Raw genomic sequence first — 21,374 nt, forward strand, 5'->3', positions numbered from 1 at the left:
TGGGTTAATAATAAAAGTAGATCAGTTTTTTCATGTTATTCTATCACTAAAACAAATCCTCCATGTGGTTTCATGGTAATTTTAATATTTGCATTTGAAGTAAGTTCACTTTTAACAAAAGAAAGGTCTTCGTTTCCATCTGTAATTAATGTGGCTGTTTTTCCTCCAAATTTACTGCCATCGAAGCTGATTTCTTTTGCCATAGTTTCTCCGTTTATGCCACCGATATACCACTTGTTGCCCGATTTTCTGGCCATTACCACAAACTTGCCCGGATAACCGTCAATCAGTTTCGTATCTGTCCAGCTTGCCGGAAAATTTTGCAAAAATGTTTTAACGTATGCAGGTACTTTAGCCATTCCATCAGGCGTTTCTGCCAAATGCTGCACACCAGACTGGAAAATTACAGGTAAGGCGAGTTCGAAACCATTTGTGGTGTTACGGTTTATTTTTGGGAGTTTGTTCAACGTCATTGGTGTAAAATCCATCGGGTCGAACACATTTCTGGTAAAAGGGATGGTAGTGGCATGAAGGGGCTCTTCATTTGCATTTTCCTGTTCGAAAGTAATAAACTCCATTCCTTTGATCGATTCCATGGTAACCAGGTTAGGGTAGGTACGTTGCCAGCCTCTTGGCAAGGTGGCCCCGTGGCAGTTTACACTTAAACCGAATTTAGCGGCATCTTCAAAAATTTCAAGATAATATTTAATCATCGATTGGCCATCTCCACCAAAAAAGTCGACCTTAATGCCTTTAATGCCCATTTTTTGGAGCATTGCAAATTCTTTTAAGCGGCTTTCTTTAACATTAAGTTTGTTTCTGGGTGTGTATTTTACGGTATTCCAATCGCCTGCAGAATTATACCAAAGGATTAAACCCACATTTTTTGATTTAGCATAATCTGCGAGTTCCTGCATTTTATCAAAACCGATTTTGGTATCCCAGTCTACATCAATCAGGCAAAATTCCCATTTCATGTCTGCAGCAAAATCGATGTATTTCTTTTGAACATCATAAGTGATGGAGTTATCCTTTAAAATAATCCAGCTCCATGAGGCCTTGCCCAACTGAAATAAATCGGGGTTAATGTTGCTTTTAGCAGGATAAGCCAGATCGGTCCCCAGGGTAGATCCGGTGATGGTTTTTAAACTGCCGATGGCAATAATGCGCCAGGGTGTGTACCATGGCAATTCAGATTCGGGGTTTACATTTTGCCCTGTAAAAGCTTCCTTTTGATCAGGAAACCCAACTTCATAATTTCCATCGGCTGAATTTTGTTTAAGCCGTGTTGCGCAATAACTGCCATCCAGGCCACTTTCTGAAATTAAAAGCCAGGTATCTTTATAGTTGAACAAAGCCGGATAAACCCAGCCTGCATTTGTTGGGGCAGGGGTACCCACATTAATTTCCTTTTTGTAATATTCTTCGTAAGATGGGTTTGTACTTTCCCAGCCTGTTTTAGCGACAGACATGGGCTGCATCCAGGCTTTAGCATCTTTAAAAAAATGAAAAGAGGTTTTTTCTTCCGCTAACTTTTTAATTTTTGCATCACGATCAGGAAAATAATAACGGAAGGCAACACCATCATCAGATACCTGGAAGATGACATCCATTTTCTGCTTCGATGGTGTTTGTAAATGGATTATTCTTTTGTTAGCGGCATAATTGTTAAGTAAGCGCTTTGCATTTTTTAAAGTATAGCTGTCTTTAACCAGTTCGTTTTTAGAAACTGATAAAATGGAAAGTTTTTTTGAAAAATCTTGGTCAGTGCGAATCAAACCCAAACTGGATTTATTAAGCACTTCAGCACCATTTCGGCTGATGGAATAAGATAATTGCTGCTGCGCTAAAACAACAGTAACCTTAAGGCTTTTATCAGGACTGCTGATCTCGTATCTGTTTTGCGCATGTAGCGTTTGTATGGTGGCAATTATTGAAAATGCCAGGACAAGGGCTTTATGTTTCATCACGGGATTATTTTAATTCGAGTACAACAACAGATTGTGCAGGAAGCTCCACTTTCAACGTATTTCCTGATTTTTTGGCTCCGGTAAATTTTGCATTGTGCACTTTATTGGTATCGGTAAACGTATTTACATCAGTAAGTTGTGCCGATGTTAAAATCTGGCCGGTAACGGTTTTCCATTTTAATTCTCCAAGATCTGTGTTTAAAGCAATTTTATTTTTTGGATCGAGGTTAACCAGCGAAATATGGATGGCACCTGTACTATCCTGCGATGCTGAAACATTCAACGCCGGGATTTTTTTGTCCCCTAAACTATAATCAGGACTTGTGAAATTAATGGGCAGGTATTTGGCATCCATGTGCACCTTGTATAGATCGAAAACATGATAAGTGGGGGTAAGCACCATTTTATCTTTTTCAGTTAAAATTAAAGCCTGTAATACATTAATGGTTTGCGCCAGGTTTGCCATTCTTACACGGTCAGAATGATTATTGAAAATATTCAGCGTTGTTCCGGCAATTAAGGCATCGCGCAGGCTATTCTGCTGGTAAAGAAAACCAGGATTTGTGCCAGGCTCCACATCAGTCCAGATTCCCCATTCATCAACAACCAATGCTACTTTCTTTTTTGGATCGTATTTATCCATAATAGCCGAGTGTTTGCTCACAATTTCTTCCATACGCAAGCAGTTTTTCATGGTGTTGAAATACTGCTCTTCATCAAATTTGGTGGCCGAACCTTTGGCGCTCCAATTGCCTGTAGGCAGGGTATAATAATGTAGGGTCAATCCCCACATTCTACCTGGGCCAATGTTTTTCATACAGGTTTCTGTCCAGCGGTAATCTTCAGAATTAGCGCCACTGGCAATTCTTTTTAAAGGCGCACCAGCATAATCTCTGGCATAAGTGGCATATCTTCTGTACAGATCGCTATAATATTCAGGAGTCATATTTCCTCCACAGCCCCAACTCTCGTTACCAACGCCCCAAAAAGAAACTTTCCAGGGTTTATCCATACCATTTTGTTTGCGGATGGCTGTCATTGGGCTTACGCCGTCAAAATTGAGGTATTCTACCCATTTGGCCATTTCCTCAACGGTTCCGCTGCCAACGTTGCCAGCAATGTAAGGTTCGCAATCGAGCATTTTACACAGATCCAGAAACTCGTGTGTACCAAAACTATTGTCTTCAGTTACGCCTCCCCAGTTGGTATTCACCATTTTGGGGCGTTCGTTTCTTGGGCCTATACCATCACGCCAATGGTATTCGTCGGCAAAACAACCGCCTGGCCAGCGCAGGTTAGGCACTTTTATTTTTTTTAAGGCATCCACCACATCTAATCTGATTCTACCTTTATTCGGAATGGTGGAGTTTTCACCCACCCAGAAGCCATCATAAATACAGCGGCCCAAATGCTCGGAAAAATGGCCATAAATGTGTTTGCTAACAATTTGATTTCCTGCAGGTTTAACGCTGAGCAAAGTTTCGTTTTGCGCATGGGCAAACAGACCGCTGCAGAGCAGAGCAATAGAAAAGAATAATTTTTTCATCGTTTATATGGGTTTCGTTGGTGTGGTTCTCGGTTTTAGTTAAAAGGGATTTTAATCACGCTGAAAGAATAGGGTTTTAGGCTGGTATTTAATTTTTTGCCCTTTAAATTTATCGCAGAAACTTTTGGACTTAAGGCCTGGGGATTATCGAATGAATTTACCTGGTTGAGGTTCGAATCAGCCAATTCTTCTATTTTTCCGTTGCTTTTTAATTTGGTTTTTCCATCTATTTCAAAATCAATTGATTGGCTTTTATCTGTGTTGTTGGCAATTTTGATAATCAGTTCTTTTTTGTTTTTATCGAGTACAGAAGAGGCATACAATCCATCCTGCCCGATGATATTTTTATCATCCAAAGTGATTGAAACCACGTCAGTTCCTTTATTGGTGGCAAAAAGTTTTTGCACATAATAATCGGGTGTACCATAAACATTCAGGTTATCCACCCAAATCATATCCGGAGCCCACTGCCAGGCATCAATATGTGCAAAAAGCGGTGCGTAAGAAGCCATTTGAACCACATCGGCGTTGCGCTCCAAACCCGTCATAAAAGCCGCTGAAGCCAATGCACTTTGCCAGTTATTACGGTTGCTGCCAATGAAGTTTTTATCGGCATGAACTGCGTATTCGCCCACAAAAACCTTCGATTCGTTCCGTGGATAATTATCATAGCGTGATGCATTTTTCAAAAACCAATCTGCCGGGCGATAGTAATGTTCATCTATAAAATCGGCCTTGTTTTCTCTTAACGAAGTATTAAGCAGGTTAAAACGGTCACCCTCCGGATCAGTGCCCGAACTGTTGATGAGTTTAAAATCAGGATATTTTGCTTTAATGGCCTTGGTGAAAATGGCTAAACGTTCCAGGTATTGAGGTCCCCAGTTTTCATTTCCAATGCCCATCATTTTTAGGTTAAAAGGTTTCGGGTGACCCAAATCTGCCCTCATTTTACCCCATTTGGTATTTACATCGCCATTGGCAAATTCGATCAGGTCAAGGGCATCCTGTACATAAGGATCAAGCTCATCCAGGGCAGCCACTTCCGCTGTATTAAACTGGCAGGCCATGCCGCAGTTTAAAATGGGCAGGGCATCTGAACCGATATCTTCTGCCAGTTGGAAATATTCGAAAAATCCCAAACCAAAACTCTGGTAATAATCTGGTGCTGAGCGGTAAGCAAATTCAGTATTCCACCGGTTGATGATCAATTGCCTGTCTTCAATAGGGCCTATTGTTTTTTTCCATTGATAGCGGTTTGCCAAATCGGTACCTTCTACAATGCATCCTCCGGGGAAACGGATAAAGCCAGGTTTCATATCAGCCAAAAGCTGAACCATATCTGCTCTTAATCCTTGCTTGCGACCTTTCCAGGTATCACTGGGAAAGAGCGAGAGCATATCTAAATCAATCTGGCCTTTCCCTTCAAATACGATGGCAAATTTTGCTTTTGGATCTGTTTCTGTGGCGATAAAACTGGCCGATTGTTTTTTCCAATCGCCGCCGCTTTGCTCTGGAACAAGATTTCCTTCTCCAATAACTTTGTTGTTTGCACTTAACAGCTGCAGGTGCAGGGTTACACCCGGGCTTTTCTGACGGTACATTACCGAGAAATCATATCGCAACCCTTTTTTTACGCCTATGCCTTTAAAACCCTCGTTGGTGATGCCAAAAGTGCCGTTTTCGTTGTTGATTTGTAAGTAACGCGGGTTGGCTGTATTTACTTCCTTACGGTTAACAATCAAAATTTCGCCTTCATTGGCTTTTTTTCGCTGAATGCTCCAGCCCATCAAGGGTTTGGTAAACTCGAACGACCTGTTTTTGATCAGTTCAGCATAAATTCCGCCATCGGCACCAAAGTTGATATCTTCAAAAAACACACCCCACATATTTGGCTGAACCTTAGCAATGGATTGATCTAACTTAATTTTGACCACTTTCGGGCTTTGAGCTTGCAGCAACAGTGGGATGGCTGTAAAACTTAGCGAAGAAGCAAAACAGGCGTTTAACACGCTTTTTTTAAGGGCGTTTAGTTTCATTGGTTTTAATATTTGGTCGATTCTAATTGTAAAAGTAAAATATTTAAAATAATAAACGTTATTTGTACGATTATTATTTTGAAATAAAATAATCTACAATGTTATCACGAACAGAAAAATAAACTGGATTTATAAAAGCAGTATAAATTTGGCTGAAAGAATTAAAAACTGCTGATTGGTAAATGATCGCCATTTAATGGCTTTAATATTTACTATAGCATATTAACATGGAAAAATATAACAACCAAAAATATTTCGGGTATGTTGCCATGAGATGGAAAATGTAATAATGGAGATATTCCTATTGGGGTTTATATTACTTAATTGATTCTAAGTATGGATAAAAAGTAATATCTGGTCGTAAGCATTATTAGGTAACTTTATTGACCTGCGTATTTTTTAAAAACGTGAACCAGGCTTTCCGCAATTATTTTATTGCCTTTATCAGAAGGGTGCAAACCATCATAGGTCATTTTTATCGCATCTAATGGGTAAGGATAATCATCACTTTTAGGTTGGTAGGGGATAGAAGCCGATTCGGGATATTTATAGTTTTGGTACACACCCGTAGATGGATTTTTTAACCTTTTAAATTTGACTGATTCTTCGACTTTAAGCTTTTGATTGTGATAAAGATCAACCACAGGAAAATTTTCATGTTTGCCAATTTCGGCAATTGCGTTGGCAAACATTTCTAAAGTTTGGCCGTTTTTTGCTTTATACGATCCGAAGGCATTGTTGTTTGCATCGGCTACATACACAAAATCGTTTCGTTGCATTGGTGTAATGATTACAATTTTAGCATTGGGATTTAAACTTCTGATTTTATCGATGATGATGCGGTAAGCGCCACAGGTAGTGCCTGTTCCGGTGTTATTGATGTAATCGTTAATTGATCCTACCGGAATTCCTGACCACCAATCGTTAGTGCCCAGAAAAACAGAGTATAAGTCTGATTGAACAATCCCCAGCTTATCAATTTCTTTTGCGATGCCAACGGTTGTCCAGCCATTATGCCCTTGGTTGATATAATTGATATTTGGTAAACGGTCTTTTACCCGATCCAGATAACCTTTTTGTACACGGTTTCCGGTTTCTTTTAAATGGTTGTTGAGGTAGGTGATGGAATCGCCAATGGCCGTCCACTTGATTTCTTTTGCAGGAATAAACGAAAAATTCATTGCAGTAATGAATAAAAATACGATAGTGAATCGTTTATAGTTTTTGCTCATAAAAGGTTTCTTAAAATGATCTTAATTCATCCTGAAATTGAATGGCGATGAATTTAGGAAGAATATTTTAAGTTTTTTTGATAATGATTTATACCTGAAAGAAAATAGATGTATGATATGGTATCAAACATCTATTTTTTTAGGACATTGATCGATTTTTATTTCATTTTAAGTTGAGGCATCATATATTTACCTGAAGCAACATATCGATTACAGGTTAAATAATTTATTGGGGTTCCTTAGCAATAGGGAACCTTTTTTATTCCCCTCCGATAATATTGATCAAATAATTTAAAGCATTGGTAGAATGAAGTGCTTCTGTTGATTGCATCGTCATATCGGCCGTTTTCGAAGCCCTTTTCAACATTTGTTTTTCATATGCTGAAACTGCCTCTTCACTATTTTGAAAACGATTATCCTTAAAACATTGACTAAGTTCTAAAGCATCGAGCATGGCCATATTTACGCCCTCGCCTGCATAAGGTGGCATTAAATGTGCAGCATCGCCAATCATGGTTAAATTTGAGATGGTTTCCCAACTTTGATCCAGTGGCATGCAATATTGTGGTCGCGGAACAAAAGCAGCAGATGCATTTTCAAATAATTCCAGCCAAATCGGATCCCAGTCTGAAAACTCATTTTTAAACCAGTTTATAACCTGGTTTTTATCAGAAAAATCGATGCCTGATTCCTTGGCCCAGGCCTCCGGTGTATTGCAACCAGTATAGAACACTAAACTGCCATCACCTTTTGAGCTTACAATCAATGATTTTTCACTTCCCATGGCAAATATTTTTCCACCATTTAACAAGGCATGCATTTTCGGTATGGCAGTTGCTGATGAATAAACAGCACCTTCTACTATGGTAATGCCCGAATAAAATGGTTTAATAGGGGTAATGTAAGGACGGATTTTAGAGTTTGCGCCATCAGCAGCGATAACAATATCTGCCTGTACAATATCTCCATTCTTAAACTCAATCAGCCACGAACCACTATTGGGTTTAAGTGATACGAAGTGACTATTCCAGATTACAGTATCCTTTTCTAATGAATCTAAAAGAATCTTTTGTAGCGGACCACGGTCTATTTCAGGTCGAAAAGCTTCTCTGTTATCCGTATCATTATCCTCAAATACAATATTGCCTTGCTGATCGACAATACGGGTGCGGTCTGCTCCGGGGCGATAATTGGCCATAAATGCATCCATAAGTCCGGCTGCCTGGAGCGCAGCCAGTCCCGATTCTTCATGTAAATCCAATGTAGCCCCTTTTGGCCGTGCATTTTCGTCAGTGTCGCGTTCGTACACGTTTATATTAAAGCCATCCATTTGTAGCAAACGGGCTAAAGTTAAGCCACCCGGACCAGCACCTATGATGGCAATTTTTTTATTTTTAATGTTGTTCATTGTTTTTTTGATTGGTTATTCCTTTAATAACGATTTCACAGCAGGTTAAAATCACCTCTTCGGTAATAATCTGTACGGGACGATCTAAATGATCGAAATATTCGGCTACCAGATCCTGAATGGGTGAGAACAATAATGCCCGGTGCACATCGTGTGGTAAATCGGGTATTAAGCCAGTTTTAACATGTATTTTTAAAAAAGTATGGATCGGTGCAAAAAACTCACCTTGCCTGATGTTTTTCTCTTGAAAAGCCTTGTTTAACAGGGGAGAAGATTTACCATATTGGATGAGTGAAAAAGCAGGTTTATTGTTTTTGAGGTAGCTAAACGTATTTAACCAGAGTTTTTTCATTCCTTCAGTAAAACCCATTTTAGGATCGAAATTTTCCAACACTGCTTTTTCATAAGCACCGAGCACTTCTTCGATAAAAAGTTTTACCAGCAAATCTTCCTTGTTTTCGTATTTGATGTAAATGGTACGGGGTGATATGTTAGCCGCTTTGGCAAGCTTTTGCATGCTGAGGTTTTCCAATCCCTCCTCAGAAATAATCTGTAGGGCAATCGATCGGATGGCTGCTTCTTTCTCTAAACTTTTAGGCCTCATTATGTTTTATTATTTAATATACATCAAAAGTAAGTAAACGTTTGTTTACTTTTAAATTTAAAATAAATTTTGACAAATGGATTAGTTTCAGGTATGATATTACGTGAGATAAGCACTGTGGATATGAAATATTAATCTATTGATAAACTGATAGAATCGTAATGTATAGCTTTAAGATTCTCGTATGCACGCGAATGAAGATTCGCTCTTTATATCACTAATCCCTGGTTTATGCCTCGACAGGCCGGTAATCAGAATTTATTAAAACTTATCCTTCATCCCAAAAAGCCCCATCAATCCTCCGGTATGAATAGCCAGGACTTTTTCATCCTTACTAATGTTTCCTTGTTTCTGAAGGTCTGTAATGGCATAAAACATCTTCGCCGTATAAACAGGGTCTAACAGCAATCCGGTTTGGGCAGTGAAGGTTTTAATAAAATTGATCAGTTCGGGGGTGGTTTTGGCATATCCACCAAAGTGATAATTGAGGTGTAACGTTAAATGATTGGAAAGGGGAGTATACTGTGCAATTTCATCCTCAATAAATGAACCACCTTTTAACACCAGTATAATGTGTAGTTTGCTGTTTAATTGATGTTGCTGTATCCCTTTCAATAAACCTGCTGCGGTGGTTCCCGTTCCGGCAGCACAGAAAATATGATCGTAAGTTTCGGTTAACTCACCAACTATTTCTGCACAACCTATTGTAGCTTCGGGCGAAGCGCCGCCTTCATCAATAAAATAGGCCTGTTCATCATTGGCAAAATGTTGTTTAAATAATTTGTGTTTGTCCCTGTAACTTTCGCGGTCAACAAAAATAAGTTCCATACCAAATAAACGGCACAACAATAACATTTCGTTTTTTACTTCTTCTCCCCGGACAAAAGCGGTTGATTTTAGTCCTGATCGCGACGCTGCAGCTGCAGTAGCCACAAGGTGATTGGAATAAGCCCCGCCAAATGTGACCAAATGTGTTTTGTTTTCTGCGTTGGCCTTAGCTAAAATGTATTTGAGTTTACGCCATTTATTACCTGAAATGTAGGGATCAATCAGGTCATCACGTTTCACAAAAAGATTGTTAAAAGGTGCAAATCTTATTTTTTGTACCGGGCTATATATTTCTTCGAACACGCGTAAAAATAAGCAAAGGCTGTATTATTAAGTTATTTTGATTAAAATATGTCACTTTGAGCCTGTCGAAATGTTTAAATACATTTAAAAGGTCCTTCGACAAGCTCAGGATGACAATTCTACCTTGATGATATAAGCGCTTTAGGTAATTATATCTAATGATTGACTATTTACCAATTCCAAAACCAAAACCTGCGTTAACCATGCTGTATTTTGCTTGTGTATATGAGCCATAAAATTTAAAGAAACCAAATTTCAACTGAAAGCCTAAACTTCCGCGAACGCCATCAATATCGGTCTGTTTCACCGAAATCGGATCAACATAAGTTGCTGAAGTGGTTGCGCTGGTTGCGAAACGGTAAGTACCCAAAGCTTTTAAATTGGTGTTAGAAGTTTGATAACCCACACTTGCAAATGGCGTAAAAAAGAGAATCTTTTTAGAAACAATGGCATCAAAGTTTACCCCGTTAAATTTCGCATCAATATGTTGGTCTGAATTTGCCACATTATCAATATTTAAAGGTAAAGTATATTTATACTGTGTAAAACCACCTGCAATAGCAATATCTACCGGAATCAGTTTCTCTGTGGTTGAGCCCATAAACAAAGGTAAAAGTTCAACTTTTGCACCGAAACCAATCATTGATAAACTTCCCAGGTCGCTACCCAATTTTATTTTAGGCATGACTCTTAAAGTAACATCAATATTTTTTGGTAAACCCAGGGTAGCCTGTATCTGTGCAGATGGCACTACATGGAAACCCACGCCCTGTGGCAGATTGAAAAATTTACCAGTGGGGATACCGTTGCTGGTGTACACTTCCATTTTACCCCCTTCCCGGTCATCACCAAAAGCAGTAGGACCTATTGAAGAAGCACCAGGGGCAGGTTTAATATTACTTAAACCCAGCGTATTTACATCATAACTTCTGCCCGATTGTGGAACAAAAGCAGCAGAGGCTGATACCCTGACATCAAATTTTAAAAAACCTTTTGATTTTGCAGTGTTCGACCATCCATCAGTCAATCCTAATCCTAAGCCTTTGTACAAAGGATCGAAATAAGCATTAACCAATTTGGTTGCATCTGCAGGCCCGCCTACAAACAGGCCTCCAACATCTTGCTGCGCACTTGCTTTTTGAGCCATTATCAATAAAAAGAAGGCCGCTAAAGCCTTTAAAGAGTAGCATTTTTTCATATAAATGATTTAGGATGATTTGATTGTATTAAAGATAAGCCTCTTTTTCCGAAAACTGCAATCATTAAAAAATTCTTGGAGTTAAAAGTTTATTTTTGTCCCATGGAAAATGTGGTCGAATTGCAGGAGTCAGAAGAGCAGGAATTATATGAACATTTAAAAATCATTGTCGATAAAGGGCAGTCTTTGCTGCGTATTGATAAATTTTTGATGGTGCGTGTAGAAAATGCCTCGCGAAACCGTATTCAAAATGCAATTGATGCCGGGAATGTCTTGGTGAACCAGAAACAGATTAAAGCAAGTTATAAGGTTAAGCCTTTTGACGAGATTTCAATTGTGCTGCCGCATCCGCCACGCGATACCGAAGTTTATCCTGAAGATTTGCCACTTGATATTATTTATGAGGATAGTGATCTTTTAATTGTAAATAAAGCTGCCGGAATGGTGGTGCATCCCGGATTTAACAATTATACGGGTACCCTCGTAAATGCTTTGGCATTCCACTTCGAGCAATTGCCTCAATTACCGGGTAACGATGGCCGCCCGGGTTTGGTACACCGCATTGATAAAGATACTTCAGGTTTACTGCTGATCAGTAAAAATGAAAAGTCGATTACACATTTGGCCCGTCAGTTTTTCGATCACAGCATTACCCGTAAATACATTGCTTTGGTTTGGGGCGATATCGAAAATGATGGTACCGTAACCGGTTACATTGGCAGGAGTGCGAAAGACCGCCGCGTGATGGATATTTACGATGATGAAGAAAAAGGGAAATGGTCGGTAACGCATTATAAAGTGTTAAAACGTTTAGGATATGTAACTTTAATCAGCTGTGAGCTGGAGACTGGTCGTACCCACCAGATCAGGGCACACATGCAGCACATTGGTCACCCGCTTTTTAATGATGCCATGTATGGTGGTGATAAGATTTTAAAAGGCACTACGTTTAATAAGTACAAACAGTTTGTTGATAACTGCTTTGAGTTGTTGCCCCGTCAGGCTTTACATGCACAAAGTTTAGGTTTTATTCATCCCACCACCAAAGAATATATGTATTTTGAATCGCCATTGCCGCCCGATTTTAAAGCCGGTTTAACCAAATGGGAAAATTATATCGTTACATCATAAAATATGCTTCAGGAGTACCTTTTATTTAATGATGAATTTCAGGCGGCTGATGTTCCCTTTTTAACGGCTGCCAACAGAAGCTTTAAATTTGGCGATGGTTTGTTCGAAAGTATGCGGATGATCAACAATAAGCTGCAGTTTGCCGATTTACATGCCGATCGCCTTACAGCCGGCATGAAAGCACTTAAAATTGATGGTCATGCTTTAATGGACGATTATTTTTTGCGTCAAAAAACGGCAGATCTTACTAAACGGAACAAATGGAACGGCAATGTTCGCTTCCGTCTTTCGGTTTACAGGGGAGGGGCCGGCGTATATACACCTGAAACCAATAAGGCTGGTTATGTTCTGGAAGGGATTCCCTTAAAATCATCAGCATATGAGCTTAACAGCAAAGGTTTAATCATTGATGTGTTTGATGAGATGACCAAGCCTGTTAATAAATTATCGAACTATAAAACGGCTAATGCACTGCTCTATGTAATGGCCGGACTTTTTAAAAGCCAGAACCGCCTGGACGAGGCCATGATACTCAATCAATACGGTTTTCTTTGCGAAAGCATCAGCGCCAACGTATTTGTGGTATATAATAAGCAGATTTATACCCCATCACTTGCCGAAGGCTGCGTAAGTGGTGTAATGCGTACAGCGATTATGCAATTGTGTAAGATGAACGATATGCCTTTAATCGAAGCACAGATTAATCCAGAGATTTTAAAAGAAGCAGAAGAAGTTTTTATTACCAATGCCACACAGGGTATTCAGTGGATAATGGGTTACGGCAGAAAGCGCTATTTTAACGAAGTATCGAAGTTTTTAAACGATAAATTGAATTCAGGTTAGTTTACTGGTTCATTTGCCATTGGTTTATTCGTCAGGTTAAGCGGTTAATTTATGCCAAACGTAAAATTACAAGCCGTCATTTCGAGCGAAGTGCAACGAAGTCGAGAAATCTGTTTAGATAGATCTCTCCACTCCGCCATGCTCCGGTCGAGATGACGACGCTTTTTTGGCATTTATTTGACTGCAGACTAAGGACTTTGGACTAACTTACAACCTCATTCCCCGTAAAAAATCTTCGATCAGCATTCTTTTTTTGCCTTCGTACTGAATATCCAAAAGTTTAATAAAACCATCTTTTGCCGCAAATTTTAAATACGTTTTACCATCAGTTAAGAAACCTCCGGCAGCAATGCCTGGTTCTTTATCTTCTATTTCAGCCTTAAATACCTTTAAATTTTTATCATTAAGCGTAGTGAAAGCAGTTGGATAGGGGCTTAAACCGCGAATTAAGTTATGGATCTGCTGTGCAGAATTGTTCCAGTCGATTTTACAATCTTCCTTAAAAATTTTTGGTGCGTGTTTTAAATCATCGCTTTGTGGCTGTGGCTGTTCGGTAACTTCACCTGCTTCAATGGCGTGGAGGGTTTTTACCAAAAGCTGAGCACCTATGGCCATCAGTTTATCGTGTAAATCGCCAGCCGTTTCATCATCTGAAATAGCAACGCTGTCGCTTAGGATTATATCGCCTGTATCAATTTCTTCTTTTAGGAAAAAGGTAGTTACGCCGCTTTCTTTCTCCCCGTTGATGATGGCACGGTTAATCGGCGCTGCGCCACGGTACTGGGGCAATAGTGAGCCGTGTAAGTTAATGGTTCCTTTAGCTGGCATGCTCCAGACCACAACGGGTAACATCCTAAAGGCCACTACAACCTGCAGATCGGCCTGGTACGATTTTAATTCCGCTATAAATTCAGGATTTTTTAATTTTTCGGGCTGTAAAACAGGAATTCCTTTTTCTACAGCATATTTTTTCACCGCACTTTCGTTCAGTTTCTGGCCACGGCCTGCCGGTTTATCTGGTGCAGTAACCACCGCAACAACATCGAAATTGGCTTGAACTAAGGCATCTAAAGAGGCTACAGCAAAATCGGGCGTACCCATAAAAACTATTTTCATAAAGAAAGTGTTGTGTTTCTAAAAATAACGTGGATACCCACGCTAAAGTTTTGCAAAATAACTAAAAATAAACCCATACTTATAGGCAAAAATGGTACAAGGCAAAGATGTTGTAAAAGCAAGTGGATTGGTGTACGTAACCGACGGCATGCCTGGGATTTACCGAAAAGGCAAACCGGGTAAATTCCATTACGAAGATAAAGATGGACATAAAATAACCGAAGAGAAACACCTCGAGCGGATCAAAACACTGGTTATTCCGCCCGCATGGCAAAATGTATGGATTGCCAATAAACCCAATGCCTACCTGCAGGTTACCGGTATTGATGCTGCCGGCAGAAAACAATATAAATACCACAGCAAATGGACCAGCCGCCGGTCGGAAGATAAATATTTCCGTTTGCTCGAGTTTGGAAAAGCCTTGCCCAATGCAAGAAAAAACCTGGAAAAAGACCTCCGAAGAAAAGAATTAGATGAACGAAAAGTATTGGCCATTTCGGTAGATGTATTGCAAAAAACACTCATCCGGGTGGGTAACGAAAGTTATAAACAGCTTTATGGTTCTTTTGGACTCACTACGTTGCGTGATAAACATGTTAAAATCAACGGCAGTAAAATTACCATGGATTTTATAGGTAAAAAAGGTGTTCAGCAGAAAGTAGAACTGAACGACAGATCTTTAGCCAAACTGGTCAAAAAATGCAGGGATATTCCCGGACAGGAGTTGTTTCAGTTTTACACCAATGGAAAAGAACATAAAAGCATCGATTCGGGCAAAATAAATAACTATATCAAAGAAATTACCGGCGATGATTTTACAGCAAAAGATTTCAGAACCTGGGGTGGTACACTAGAAGCATTGCGCCAGTTTTCGAAATGCAGCGCCGATGAAAGTTTTAACTTAAACACTAAAAAGGCTATTGTAAGCGTTTTGGATTGTGTTGCTAAAAAACTAGGAAATACAAGAGCTGTATGTAAAAGTTCTTATGTATATCCGCTATTACTCACTGCCTACGAGAATGACGAGCTTGGTAAATACATGAAAAAGATGAACAATAATAAAGTTATCGGGAAATTGGCTTTAGCGCATGATGAGAAAGTGTTATTGTCGTTTTTGAAAGCGAATAGTAAATAATAACTGTGTCAAAAGAGCCGTCATTTCGAGCCGAGTGCAACTCAGTCGAGAAATCTGTCTAGATAGATCTGTCTTCCAAAAGTTCGGAACTACGCTACAATCAATGTGACGACTTGGAGCGGAAATATAAAATATATAGTGACTACTTCGCTGTAACTCCTTGCAATGCGGCTTTTTTTATAGGGTTGTCATCCTGAGCGTAGTCGAAGGATCTTTTCAAGAACACTGCAATCGATGTAGATCTCTCCGCTCCGCTATGTTCCAGTCGAGACGACGGGACTAAATTTATTCTTTAGGTGCTTTCTTAATCGAATGCACGGGCTGTTCTTCCTGCTCCCGCTGTTTAGCCGGATTATTGGTTTTAGGTGCTTTATTTGGCGTGCTGTCGTTTTCTTTTCTTACCGTTTTATGATCAACAGGTTCCCTGCCTTTAGGTACTTCTTCCTGGTAATTACTTCCTGGTTTATCGCTCTTAACTTTTGGACCGCTCATAGTTGTAATGATTGAATAAATAAATTTTGAATGAGTGAATGAAGATTGAATGAAATCTCTATTCGTTTTAAATATAACAAAGCTCAATCTGTTAAGTTTGAAATAATCTTCAAAGTAGGGTTCCCCATTCTATAATTCAATCCCTCTCATTCAATCCTTCTCTCATTAATTATACAGCAAATATTTTTTACGCATGGTTTTATAGGCACTTAATCCCGGTTCCCAGCTTGCCCTGATTTCTGCTTCGCTTTTTCCGTCAATTACCTGTTGTCTAAAATCGGCCACGCCAACCAATCTTTCAATTGTACCCATTTCTTTGCTCAGTTTAGTGTTAAAGAAATCTTCTTTCCTTGGTGATGCTTTGTACAGTTCGATTAACCAGCTGATGTTTACCTGTTTCGATTTTATTAATTCGGCAGTATCGTATTTTCTTAAATCTAAGCCATAACAAACCTGATCCTGGAATAAAGGTGTTTCCGACATGCCTTTTATACTTTTTGGCGTAAAACTGAAATCAAATTTACCTTTAAGGTACGGCGCCCCAACAATGGTAAAAGGAAACATTGTACCACGGCCATGGTTTAAATAAGTACCCTCAAACAAACAGGTTGATGGATAAAGTAAAATCGCTTGCTGTGTATTAAGGTTTGGAGAAGGTTTAACGGGTAAAACATACTCCATGTCATGATTGTAATTGGCATTTTTAATAATCGTGATTTTGCATTTCACCCTATCTTTTAACCAGCCTTCGCCGTTTAACATTTGCGCATATTCGCCAACGGTTAAACCATGTGCAATTGGGATGGGCTGTACACCAATGCCCGATTTAAATTTAGGATCTAAAATTGGTCCGTCTATTAAATAACCGTTCGGGTTTGGGCGGTCTAAAATCAGCAGTGGTTTGTTATTCACCGCACAGGCTTCCATTACATGCTGTAAAGTATTAATGTAAGTGTAAAAACGTACGCCCACATCCTGGATATCAAAAACCATAATATCAATATCAGCCAGATCTTCGGCCGTAGGTGTACTGTGCTTGCCATAAAGCGAAATGGCCTTAATGCCTGTTTTCGTATCTACATCATCATTAACCGTAACACCAGCACTGGCATTGCCCCTAAAGCCATGTTCAGGACCAAATATTTTCTGAATTTTGACGCCACGTTTTAACAAACTATCAACCGAGGTTTGCTCACCGATAACCGAAGTAGGATTAACCACCATGCCCACGTGTTTACCTTTTAATAAAGGAAGGTATTTTTCGGTCTGCTCGGCACCCGTTTTCAAATTTGAGGGCAGTTTGGGTGTCCTGATCAATAGTTTTCTGTTTTCCAGGTTTTTACCCTTTCCAATCTCTTGTTCAAGCGGTTTTGGCTGTCCACAGGCCGATAATGCAATTAAACTGGTTAAAGCAAAGCTGATGTATTTTTTCATTTTCGGTATTATTCTAATCTTCCGGTAATTTCAACAAAACAATTTACCCGGTATTTTGATTTATGCTATTGGTATTTGTTTGAGCTGATCTTTAAAGTTGGTTATTTATTTCCGAAAATGCCATTTTTAAAAAGGAATTGAGCATTTTTGTTACTTAACAAATTGATTAAATTGAATTTCGAATATTTCATAGCAGGGCGGATAGCCATTAAATCTGAGCGTACTTTTTCTAAACTTATTGTCCGCATTGCAATAGCAGGCGTGATGCTGAGTCTGGCTGTTATGATCCTCTCCATTGCCATTATTAAAGGCTTTAAAACAGAGATTCAGGATAAAGTGAGGGGATACCTGGGGGATGTACAGATAACCCGCTACGACCTGAACAATTCTTTCGAACATTCGCCCTTTGTATTGGATGCAGAAACCCAAAAAATGCTCAAAACCAATCACGATATTGAATTTTATTATCCTTTTGCTACAAAACCTGCTATTCTTTCGGCCAATAGTGAAATTGAGGGCATCAATTTTAAGGGCGTAGATAAAAGTTATCAATGGGATTACATCAAACAGCATATTATTAGTGGTACGATTATCGATTTTTCAGACAGTACGGCGGCGATGCAGGAACTGTTGATCTCGAATTATACGGCCAAACGTTTGAAACTCAAAACCGGCGATGATTTTATCATGTATTTTGTGCAGAACCAGCTACGCCCGCGTAAATTTAAGATTGTTGGTGTTTACGATATCGGGGTAGAGGATATTGATAAGGGCTTTGTTTTGGGCAACCTGAATATCATCAAACGCTTAAACAACTGGCAGCCTGACGAAATTGGCGGCATCGAAATCCGGATTAAGGATTTCAACAAGCTAAAGCCGGCTGCGGATAATATTTTCGAAAAACTGCCGCCGAATTTACGTTCCTATTCCATTGAAGAAAACTTTCCGAATATTTTTACCTGGTTGGGTTTACTCGATGTAAATACAAATGTGATTCTTAGTCTGATGCTGATTGTTGGCGTAATTAACATGGTTACTGCATTACTGATTATGATTTTAGAACGCACCAACATGATTGGGATGTTAAAATCTTTTGGGGCCAGCAACTGGAGCATCATGAAGATTTTTCTTTATAACTCGGCTTACCTGGTTGGAATTGGCTTGTTATTAGGCAATATTTTAGGCCTAGGACTTGGTTTCTTACAGCAATCAACACATATATTTAAGCTTAACCAGGCATCGTACTTTTTAGCTTATGCACCGATAGAATTTCACTTTATGGATGTATTGTTGCTTAACGTAATTACGGTAGTGGTATGTTTAACCGTTTTGATTATCCCTTCGCTTTTAATCAGCAAGGTTTCTCCGTTAAAGGCCATCAGGTTTAAATAATTTCAGTAAAAAACTTGGGTCACCAGGCAGATCAAAACCCGGTGCCCAAGCAAACCTAAACCTAAGCTCTTGTTAACTCAATTTATATTGGTGTTAATTGGTTCTTTTTAAAATATATTCGTAACTCATTGTAGCGTACGATGTAGCCGGATCGATGTTGGTTTGGGGTTTCGATTTTCTTTTTAATGTTAAATCTATACCACTGCTTCTAATATCATATTCGCCGTTTAAAATCATATTCCAGTCGAAATCCGCTGTCCAAACACCTTCATCAGCAAAATAGCCGGTGCCGTTTTTAAAATTATAAGTGCCTTTGCCACTCAATGATTTTAGGGTAGAACCAACATCAGATGTAACATTAAATTTGCCATCTTTTAAAGAAACCGAAATCTGACGGGTTACCGGAACCGATTTAGCACTATTGCTTATAACCAATACGCCGGTGTAATTGCCCTCCATTAAAACGTCAACACTTGTTGGTTTTTTACAGCCGAAACACAGACAAATGGCAAATAAGAGAACACAGATTTGAACTTTCATACCTCTTAAACGGAGGTCAAAACCAAAACGCTACAGTTAAATTTAAATCCAGTCTGTTTCTTGTAACCGCTGGATAAATTCGGTGCGTGGCTCGAGGTTAAGATAGGGGTAAGTAACCTTCGAAAGGTATAAGCCTGTTGGATGGGCGGGCAATGATAGTTTGGAGGGGGTTAAGCTGATCAGTTCACTTTCAAATTCATCAAGGCTAAGTTCTCCTTTACCAACCATTATTAATTTACCCATAATGATGCGGATCATCTTGCCCAAAAAGCGGTTACTGGCAATATGAAACCTAAATCTGTTGCCTTTGGGGTTTACAAATAAACCGGCTTCCATTACGTTACAAATGGTATGCTCGTATTTATCCGGATGCGTGCAAAAAGCCCTGTAATTTTTGTATTGGGGTAAGAGTTTTACAACGGCTTTCATTTTATCAAAATCAAGATCGTTTAACTGATAAAAGGAGCTTTGCGTACTTAAAAAGGGATCTTTATAGGTGTGTACAAAATAATCGTATTTCCGCTGTACGGCATCGAATCGCGCATGTGGCTTTCCTTCCATTTTAATAATGTCGAATACCGCAATATTATATGGCAAAGCTTTGTTCAGGATGTAGAGCAGGTCGAAATCAATTTCTTTTTCAATATCAGCATGAAAGAAAAACTGACTTGCGTGTACGTGCGCATCTGTACGGCCACAGCCATTAATGGCAATGGGCGATTTTAAGATTTTAGAAAGTGTTTGCTCAATAACTTCCTGAACGCTTTTAACCCCGGGTTGTTTTTGCCAGCCACTATAGTATTGACCCTGATATGCAATATGGAAGAAGTATCTCATTATTTCGGTGCAATTTTACGGAAATTTTAGCAGCAGGAATATTAAATCCTATTTTTGCACGGTAAAATTTAATCATGGATTTAATAAATTGTCCCTGCGGAAGCGGTTTTACCTTTCAGCATTGTTGCCAGCCTTACCATTTAAGCTTGAAAACTGCACCAACTGCCGAAGCTTTAATGCGATCGAGATATTCGGCATTTGTGATGGCCGATGCCGGTTATCTTTACGAAACCACCCATAGCAGCAAAAGAAAAGACCACTCGAAAAGCGCTTATTTAAACAGTGCAAAAAATACTAAATGGCTTAAGCTCGAAATTGTTTTTTCTGCTTTTGATGTGGTGGAGTTTAAAGCTCATTACCTGAATAAAAAGTTTCAGACAGAGGTACTGCACGAAAAATCCAATTTCAGGTTAGAAGATGGGCGCTGGTATTATGTAGACGGGGTTTTTTACGAATAATGCCTAAATCGCAAAATTCATATAAATTTTGCGATTTTACTCCTTAGCTATAATTTTTTTGCTTCATTCCAATATATATCCATTTCTGTAAGTGTCATATCTGCAAGGGCTTTACCATTTTCTTTCGCTTTGGTTTCGAGGTACTGGAAACGTTTGATAAACTTCTTATTGGTTTTTTCTAAAGCGTTCTCAGGATTAATATTAATGAAACGCGCATAATTAATCAGCGAAAAAAGCACATCGCCAAATTCTGATTCTGCTTTTTCTACATCAATGGCGGTATTATCTACAACATTAAATTCGGCTTTAAATTCCTGCAGTTCTTCTTCTACTTTTTCCCAAACCTGGTTTTTATCTTCCCAATCGAAGCCTACACCACAGGCTTTTTCCTGGATGCGTGCAGCCTTAACCAAAGCTGGTAGCGAAGAGGGTACACCAGCCAGAACCGATTTATTGCCTTCTTTTAGTTTAATCTGCTCCCAGTTGCGTTTTACATCTTCCTCGTTCTCAACTTCAACATCGCCGTAGATATGTGGGTGACGGTTAATCAGTTTATCGCAAACACCATTTAATACATCGGTAATATTAAAATCGTTGGTTTCTGAAGCAATTCTTGAATAAAAAACCAGATGCATCATGACGTCTCCAAGTTCCTTTTTAATTTCGTCCAAATCACCTTCCAGGATGGCATCACTCAACTCATAGGTTTCTTCTATCGTTAAATGACGTAAGGTTTCCATGGTCTGTTTTTTATCCCAGGGACATTGCGTACGCAACGTATCTAAAACAGTAAGTAAACGTGTGAAAGCATCGGCAGGATTATTTGCAGTGGCGGGAATCGGGTTGTTTGGCATGTTTAATTATTGAGGTA

19 protein-coding genes are annotated in these 21,374 nt (G+C 39.2%); 5 read left to right on the forward strand and 14 right to left on the reverse strand.

Annotated elements, in window-relative coordinates:
* Nucleotides 1–35 precede the first annotated feature (35 nt).
* The 8 genes from U859_RS0112415 to U859_RS0112455 all read right to left on the reverse strand — a co-directional run bounded on the left by U859_RS0112415 (nt 36) and on the right by U859_RS0112455 (nt 11,125).
* On the reverse strand, nt 36–1,967 hold the full coding sequence (locus U859_RS0112415; RefSeq protein WP_025143693.1) for a glycoside hydrolase family 97 protein: 1,932 nt from the start codon (nt 1,965–1,967) through the stop codon (nt 36–38).
* Between the two features lie 7 nt (nt 1,968–1,974).
* The gene (locus U859_RS0112420) at nt 1,975–3,516 is read right to left on the reverse strand and encodes an alpha-N-arabinofuranosidase (RefSeq protein WP_025143694.1); all 1,542 of its coding nucleotides are present in this window, start codon (nt 3,514–3,516) and stop codon (nt 1,975–1,977) included.
* A gap of 35 nt (nt 3,517–3,551) precedes the next feature.
* Entirely contained in the window at nt 3,552–5,552 is a 2,001-nt protein-coding gene (locus U859_RS0112425; protein WP_025143695.1) for an alpha-L-arabinofuranosidase C-terminal domain-containing protein, read from the reverse strand.
* Between the two features lie 380 nt (nt 5,553–5,932).
* Entirely contained in the window at nt 5,933–6,784 is an 852-nt protein-coding gene (locus U859_RS0112435) for an SGNH/GDSL hydrolase family protein (protein WP_025143696.1), read from the reverse strand.
* Nucleotides 6,785–7,043: 259 nt separating this feature from the next.
* The gene (locus U859_RS0112440; RefSeq protein ID WP_025143697.1) at nt 7,044–8,192 is read right to left on the reverse strand and encodes an FAD-dependent oxidoreductase; all 1,149 of its coding nucleotides are present in this window, start codon (nt 8,190–8,192) and stop codon (nt 7,044–7,046) included.
* Nucleotides 8,179–8,796, reverse strand: a complete 618-nt coding sequence (locus tag U859_RS0112445) for a TetR/AcrR family transcriptional regulator (protein WP_025143698.1) — start codon at nt 8,794–8,796, stop codon at nt 8,179–8,181. Before U859_RS0112445 ends, U859_RS0112440 begins: the two co-directional genes overlap by 14 nt.
* A 261-nt stretch (nt 8,797–9,057) precedes the next feature.
* Nucleotides 9,058–9,927 carry a 1-aminocyclopropane-1-carboxylate deaminase/D-cysteine desulfhydrase gene (locus U859_RS0112450; RefSeq protein WP_025143699.1) on the reverse strand — a complete coding sequence of 290 codons (870 nt, stop codon included), beginning with the start codon at nt 9,925–9,927 and terminating at the stop codon, nt 9,058–9,060.
* Nucleotides 9,928–10,093: 166 nt separating this feature from the next.
* On the reverse strand, nt 10,094–11,125 hold the full coding sequence (locus U859_RS0112455; RefSeq protein WP_025143700.1) for a DUF6588 family protein: 1,032 nt from the start codon (nt 11,123–11,125) through the stop codon (nt 10,094–10,096).
* 102 nt (nt 11,126–11,227) lie between these two features.
* Between U859_RS0112455 and U859_RS0112460 the strand changes: the two genes are divergently transcribed.
* Both U859_RS0112460 and U859_RS0112465 read left to right on the forward strand, forming a co-directional pair.
* Nucleotides 11,228–12,256, forward strand: a complete 1,029-nt coding sequence (locus U859_RS0112460) for an RluA family pseudouridine synthase (protein WP_025143701.1) — start codon at nt 11,228–11,230, stop codon at nt 12,254–12,256.
* A 3-nt stretch (nt 12,257–12,259) separates the two neighbouring features.
* Nucleotides 12,260–13,099 carry an aminotransferase class IV gene (locus U859_RS0112465; RefSeq protein ID WP_025143702.1) on the forward strand — a complete coding sequence of 280 codons (840 nt, stop codon included), beginning with the start codon at nt 12,260–12,262 and terminating at the stop codon, nt 13,097–13,099.
* A 207-nt stretch (nt 13,100–13,306) separates the two neighbouring features.
* Here U859_RS0112465 and fmt read toward each other — a convergent pair whose 3' ends face one another.
* Entirely contained in the window at nt 13,307–14,215 is a 909-nt protein-coding gene (gene fmt, locus U859_RS0112470) for a methionyl-tRNA formyltransferase (RefSeq protein WP_025143703.1), read from the reverse strand.
* A gap of 91 nt (nt 14,216–14,306) precedes the next feature.
* Between fmt and U859_RS0112475 the strand changes: the two genes are divergently transcribed.
* Nucleotides 14,307–15,350, forward strand: coding sequence for a DNA topoisomerase IB (locus tag U859_RS0112475; RefSeq protein ID WP_025143704.1), 1,044 nt, complete (start codon nt 14,307–14,309; stop codon nt 15,348–15,350).
* A 285-nt stretch (nt 15,351–15,635) separates the two neighbouring features.
* Here U859_RS0112475 and U859_RS0112480 read toward each other — a convergent pair whose 3' ends face one another.
* Nucleotides 15,636–15,842 carry a hypothetical protein gene (locus U859_RS0112480; RefSeq protein WP_025143705.1) on the reverse strand — a complete coding sequence of 69 codons (207 nt, stop codon included), beginning with the start codon at nt 15,840–15,842 and terminating at the stop codon, nt 15,636–15,638.
* A gap of 165 nt (nt 15,843–16,007) precedes the next feature.
* The gene (locus tag U859_RS0112485; protein WP_025143706.1) at nt 16,008–17,276 is read right to left on the reverse strand and encodes an exo-beta-N-acetylmuramidase NamZ domain-containing protein; all 1,269 of its coding nucleotides are present in this window, start codon (nt 17,274–17,276) and stop codon (nt 16,008–16,010) included.
* A gap of 162 nt (nt 17,277–17,438) precedes the next feature.
* On the opposite strand from U859_RS0112485, the gene U859_RS0112495 reads away from it, so the two are divergent.
* A complete protein-coding gene (locus U859_RS0112495) occupies nt 17,439–18,668 on the forward strand; it encodes an ABC transporter permease (RefSeq protein ID WP_316931569.1) in 1,230 nt (409 codons plus the stop codon).
* Between the two features lie 93 nt (nt 18,669–18,761).
* On the opposite strand, the gene U859_RS0112500 is transcribed toward U859_RS0112495, so the two are convergent.
* Entirely contained in the window at nt 18,762–19,208 is a 447-nt protein-coding gene (locus tag U859_RS0112500; protein ID WP_025143708.1) for a hypothetical protein, read from the reverse strand.
* A gap of 42 nt (nt 19,209–19,250) precedes the next feature.
* The gene (locus tag U859_RS0112505) at nt 19,251–20,045 is read right to left on the reverse strand and encodes a tRNA pseudouridine synthase A (RefSeq protein ID WP_025143709.1); all 795 of its coding nucleotides are present in this window, start codon (nt 20,043–20,045) and stop codon (nt 19,251–19,253) included.
* 74 nt (nt 20,046–20,119) lie between these two features.
* Here U859_RS0112505 and U859_RS0112510 point away from each other — a divergent pair, with 74 nt between their 5' ends.
* On the forward strand, nt 20,120–20,503 hold the full coding sequence (locus tag U859_RS0112510) for a YchJ family protein (protein ID WP_240183045.1): 384 nt from the start codon (nt 20,120–20,122) through the stop codon (nt 20,501–20,503).
* Nucleotides 20,504–20,550: 47 nt separating this feature from the next.
* On the opposite strand, the gene mazG is transcribed toward U859_RS0112510, so the two are convergent.
* Nucleotides 20,551–21,357, reverse strand: coding sequence for a nucleoside triphosphate pyrophosphohydrolase (mazG, locus tag U859_RS0112515; RefSeq protein ID WP_025143711.1), 807 nt, complete (start codon nt 21,355–21,357; stop codon nt 20,551–20,553).
* Between the last annotated feature and the right edge of the window lie 17 nt (nt 21,358–21,374).

Origin of the sequence: Pedobacter jeongneungensis (assembly GCF_000633455.1) — a bacterium.
GTDB classification, from domain to species: domain Bacteria; phylum Bacteroidota; class Bacteroidia; order Sphingobacteriales; family Sphingobacteriaceae; genus Pedobacter; species Pedobacter jeongneungensis_A.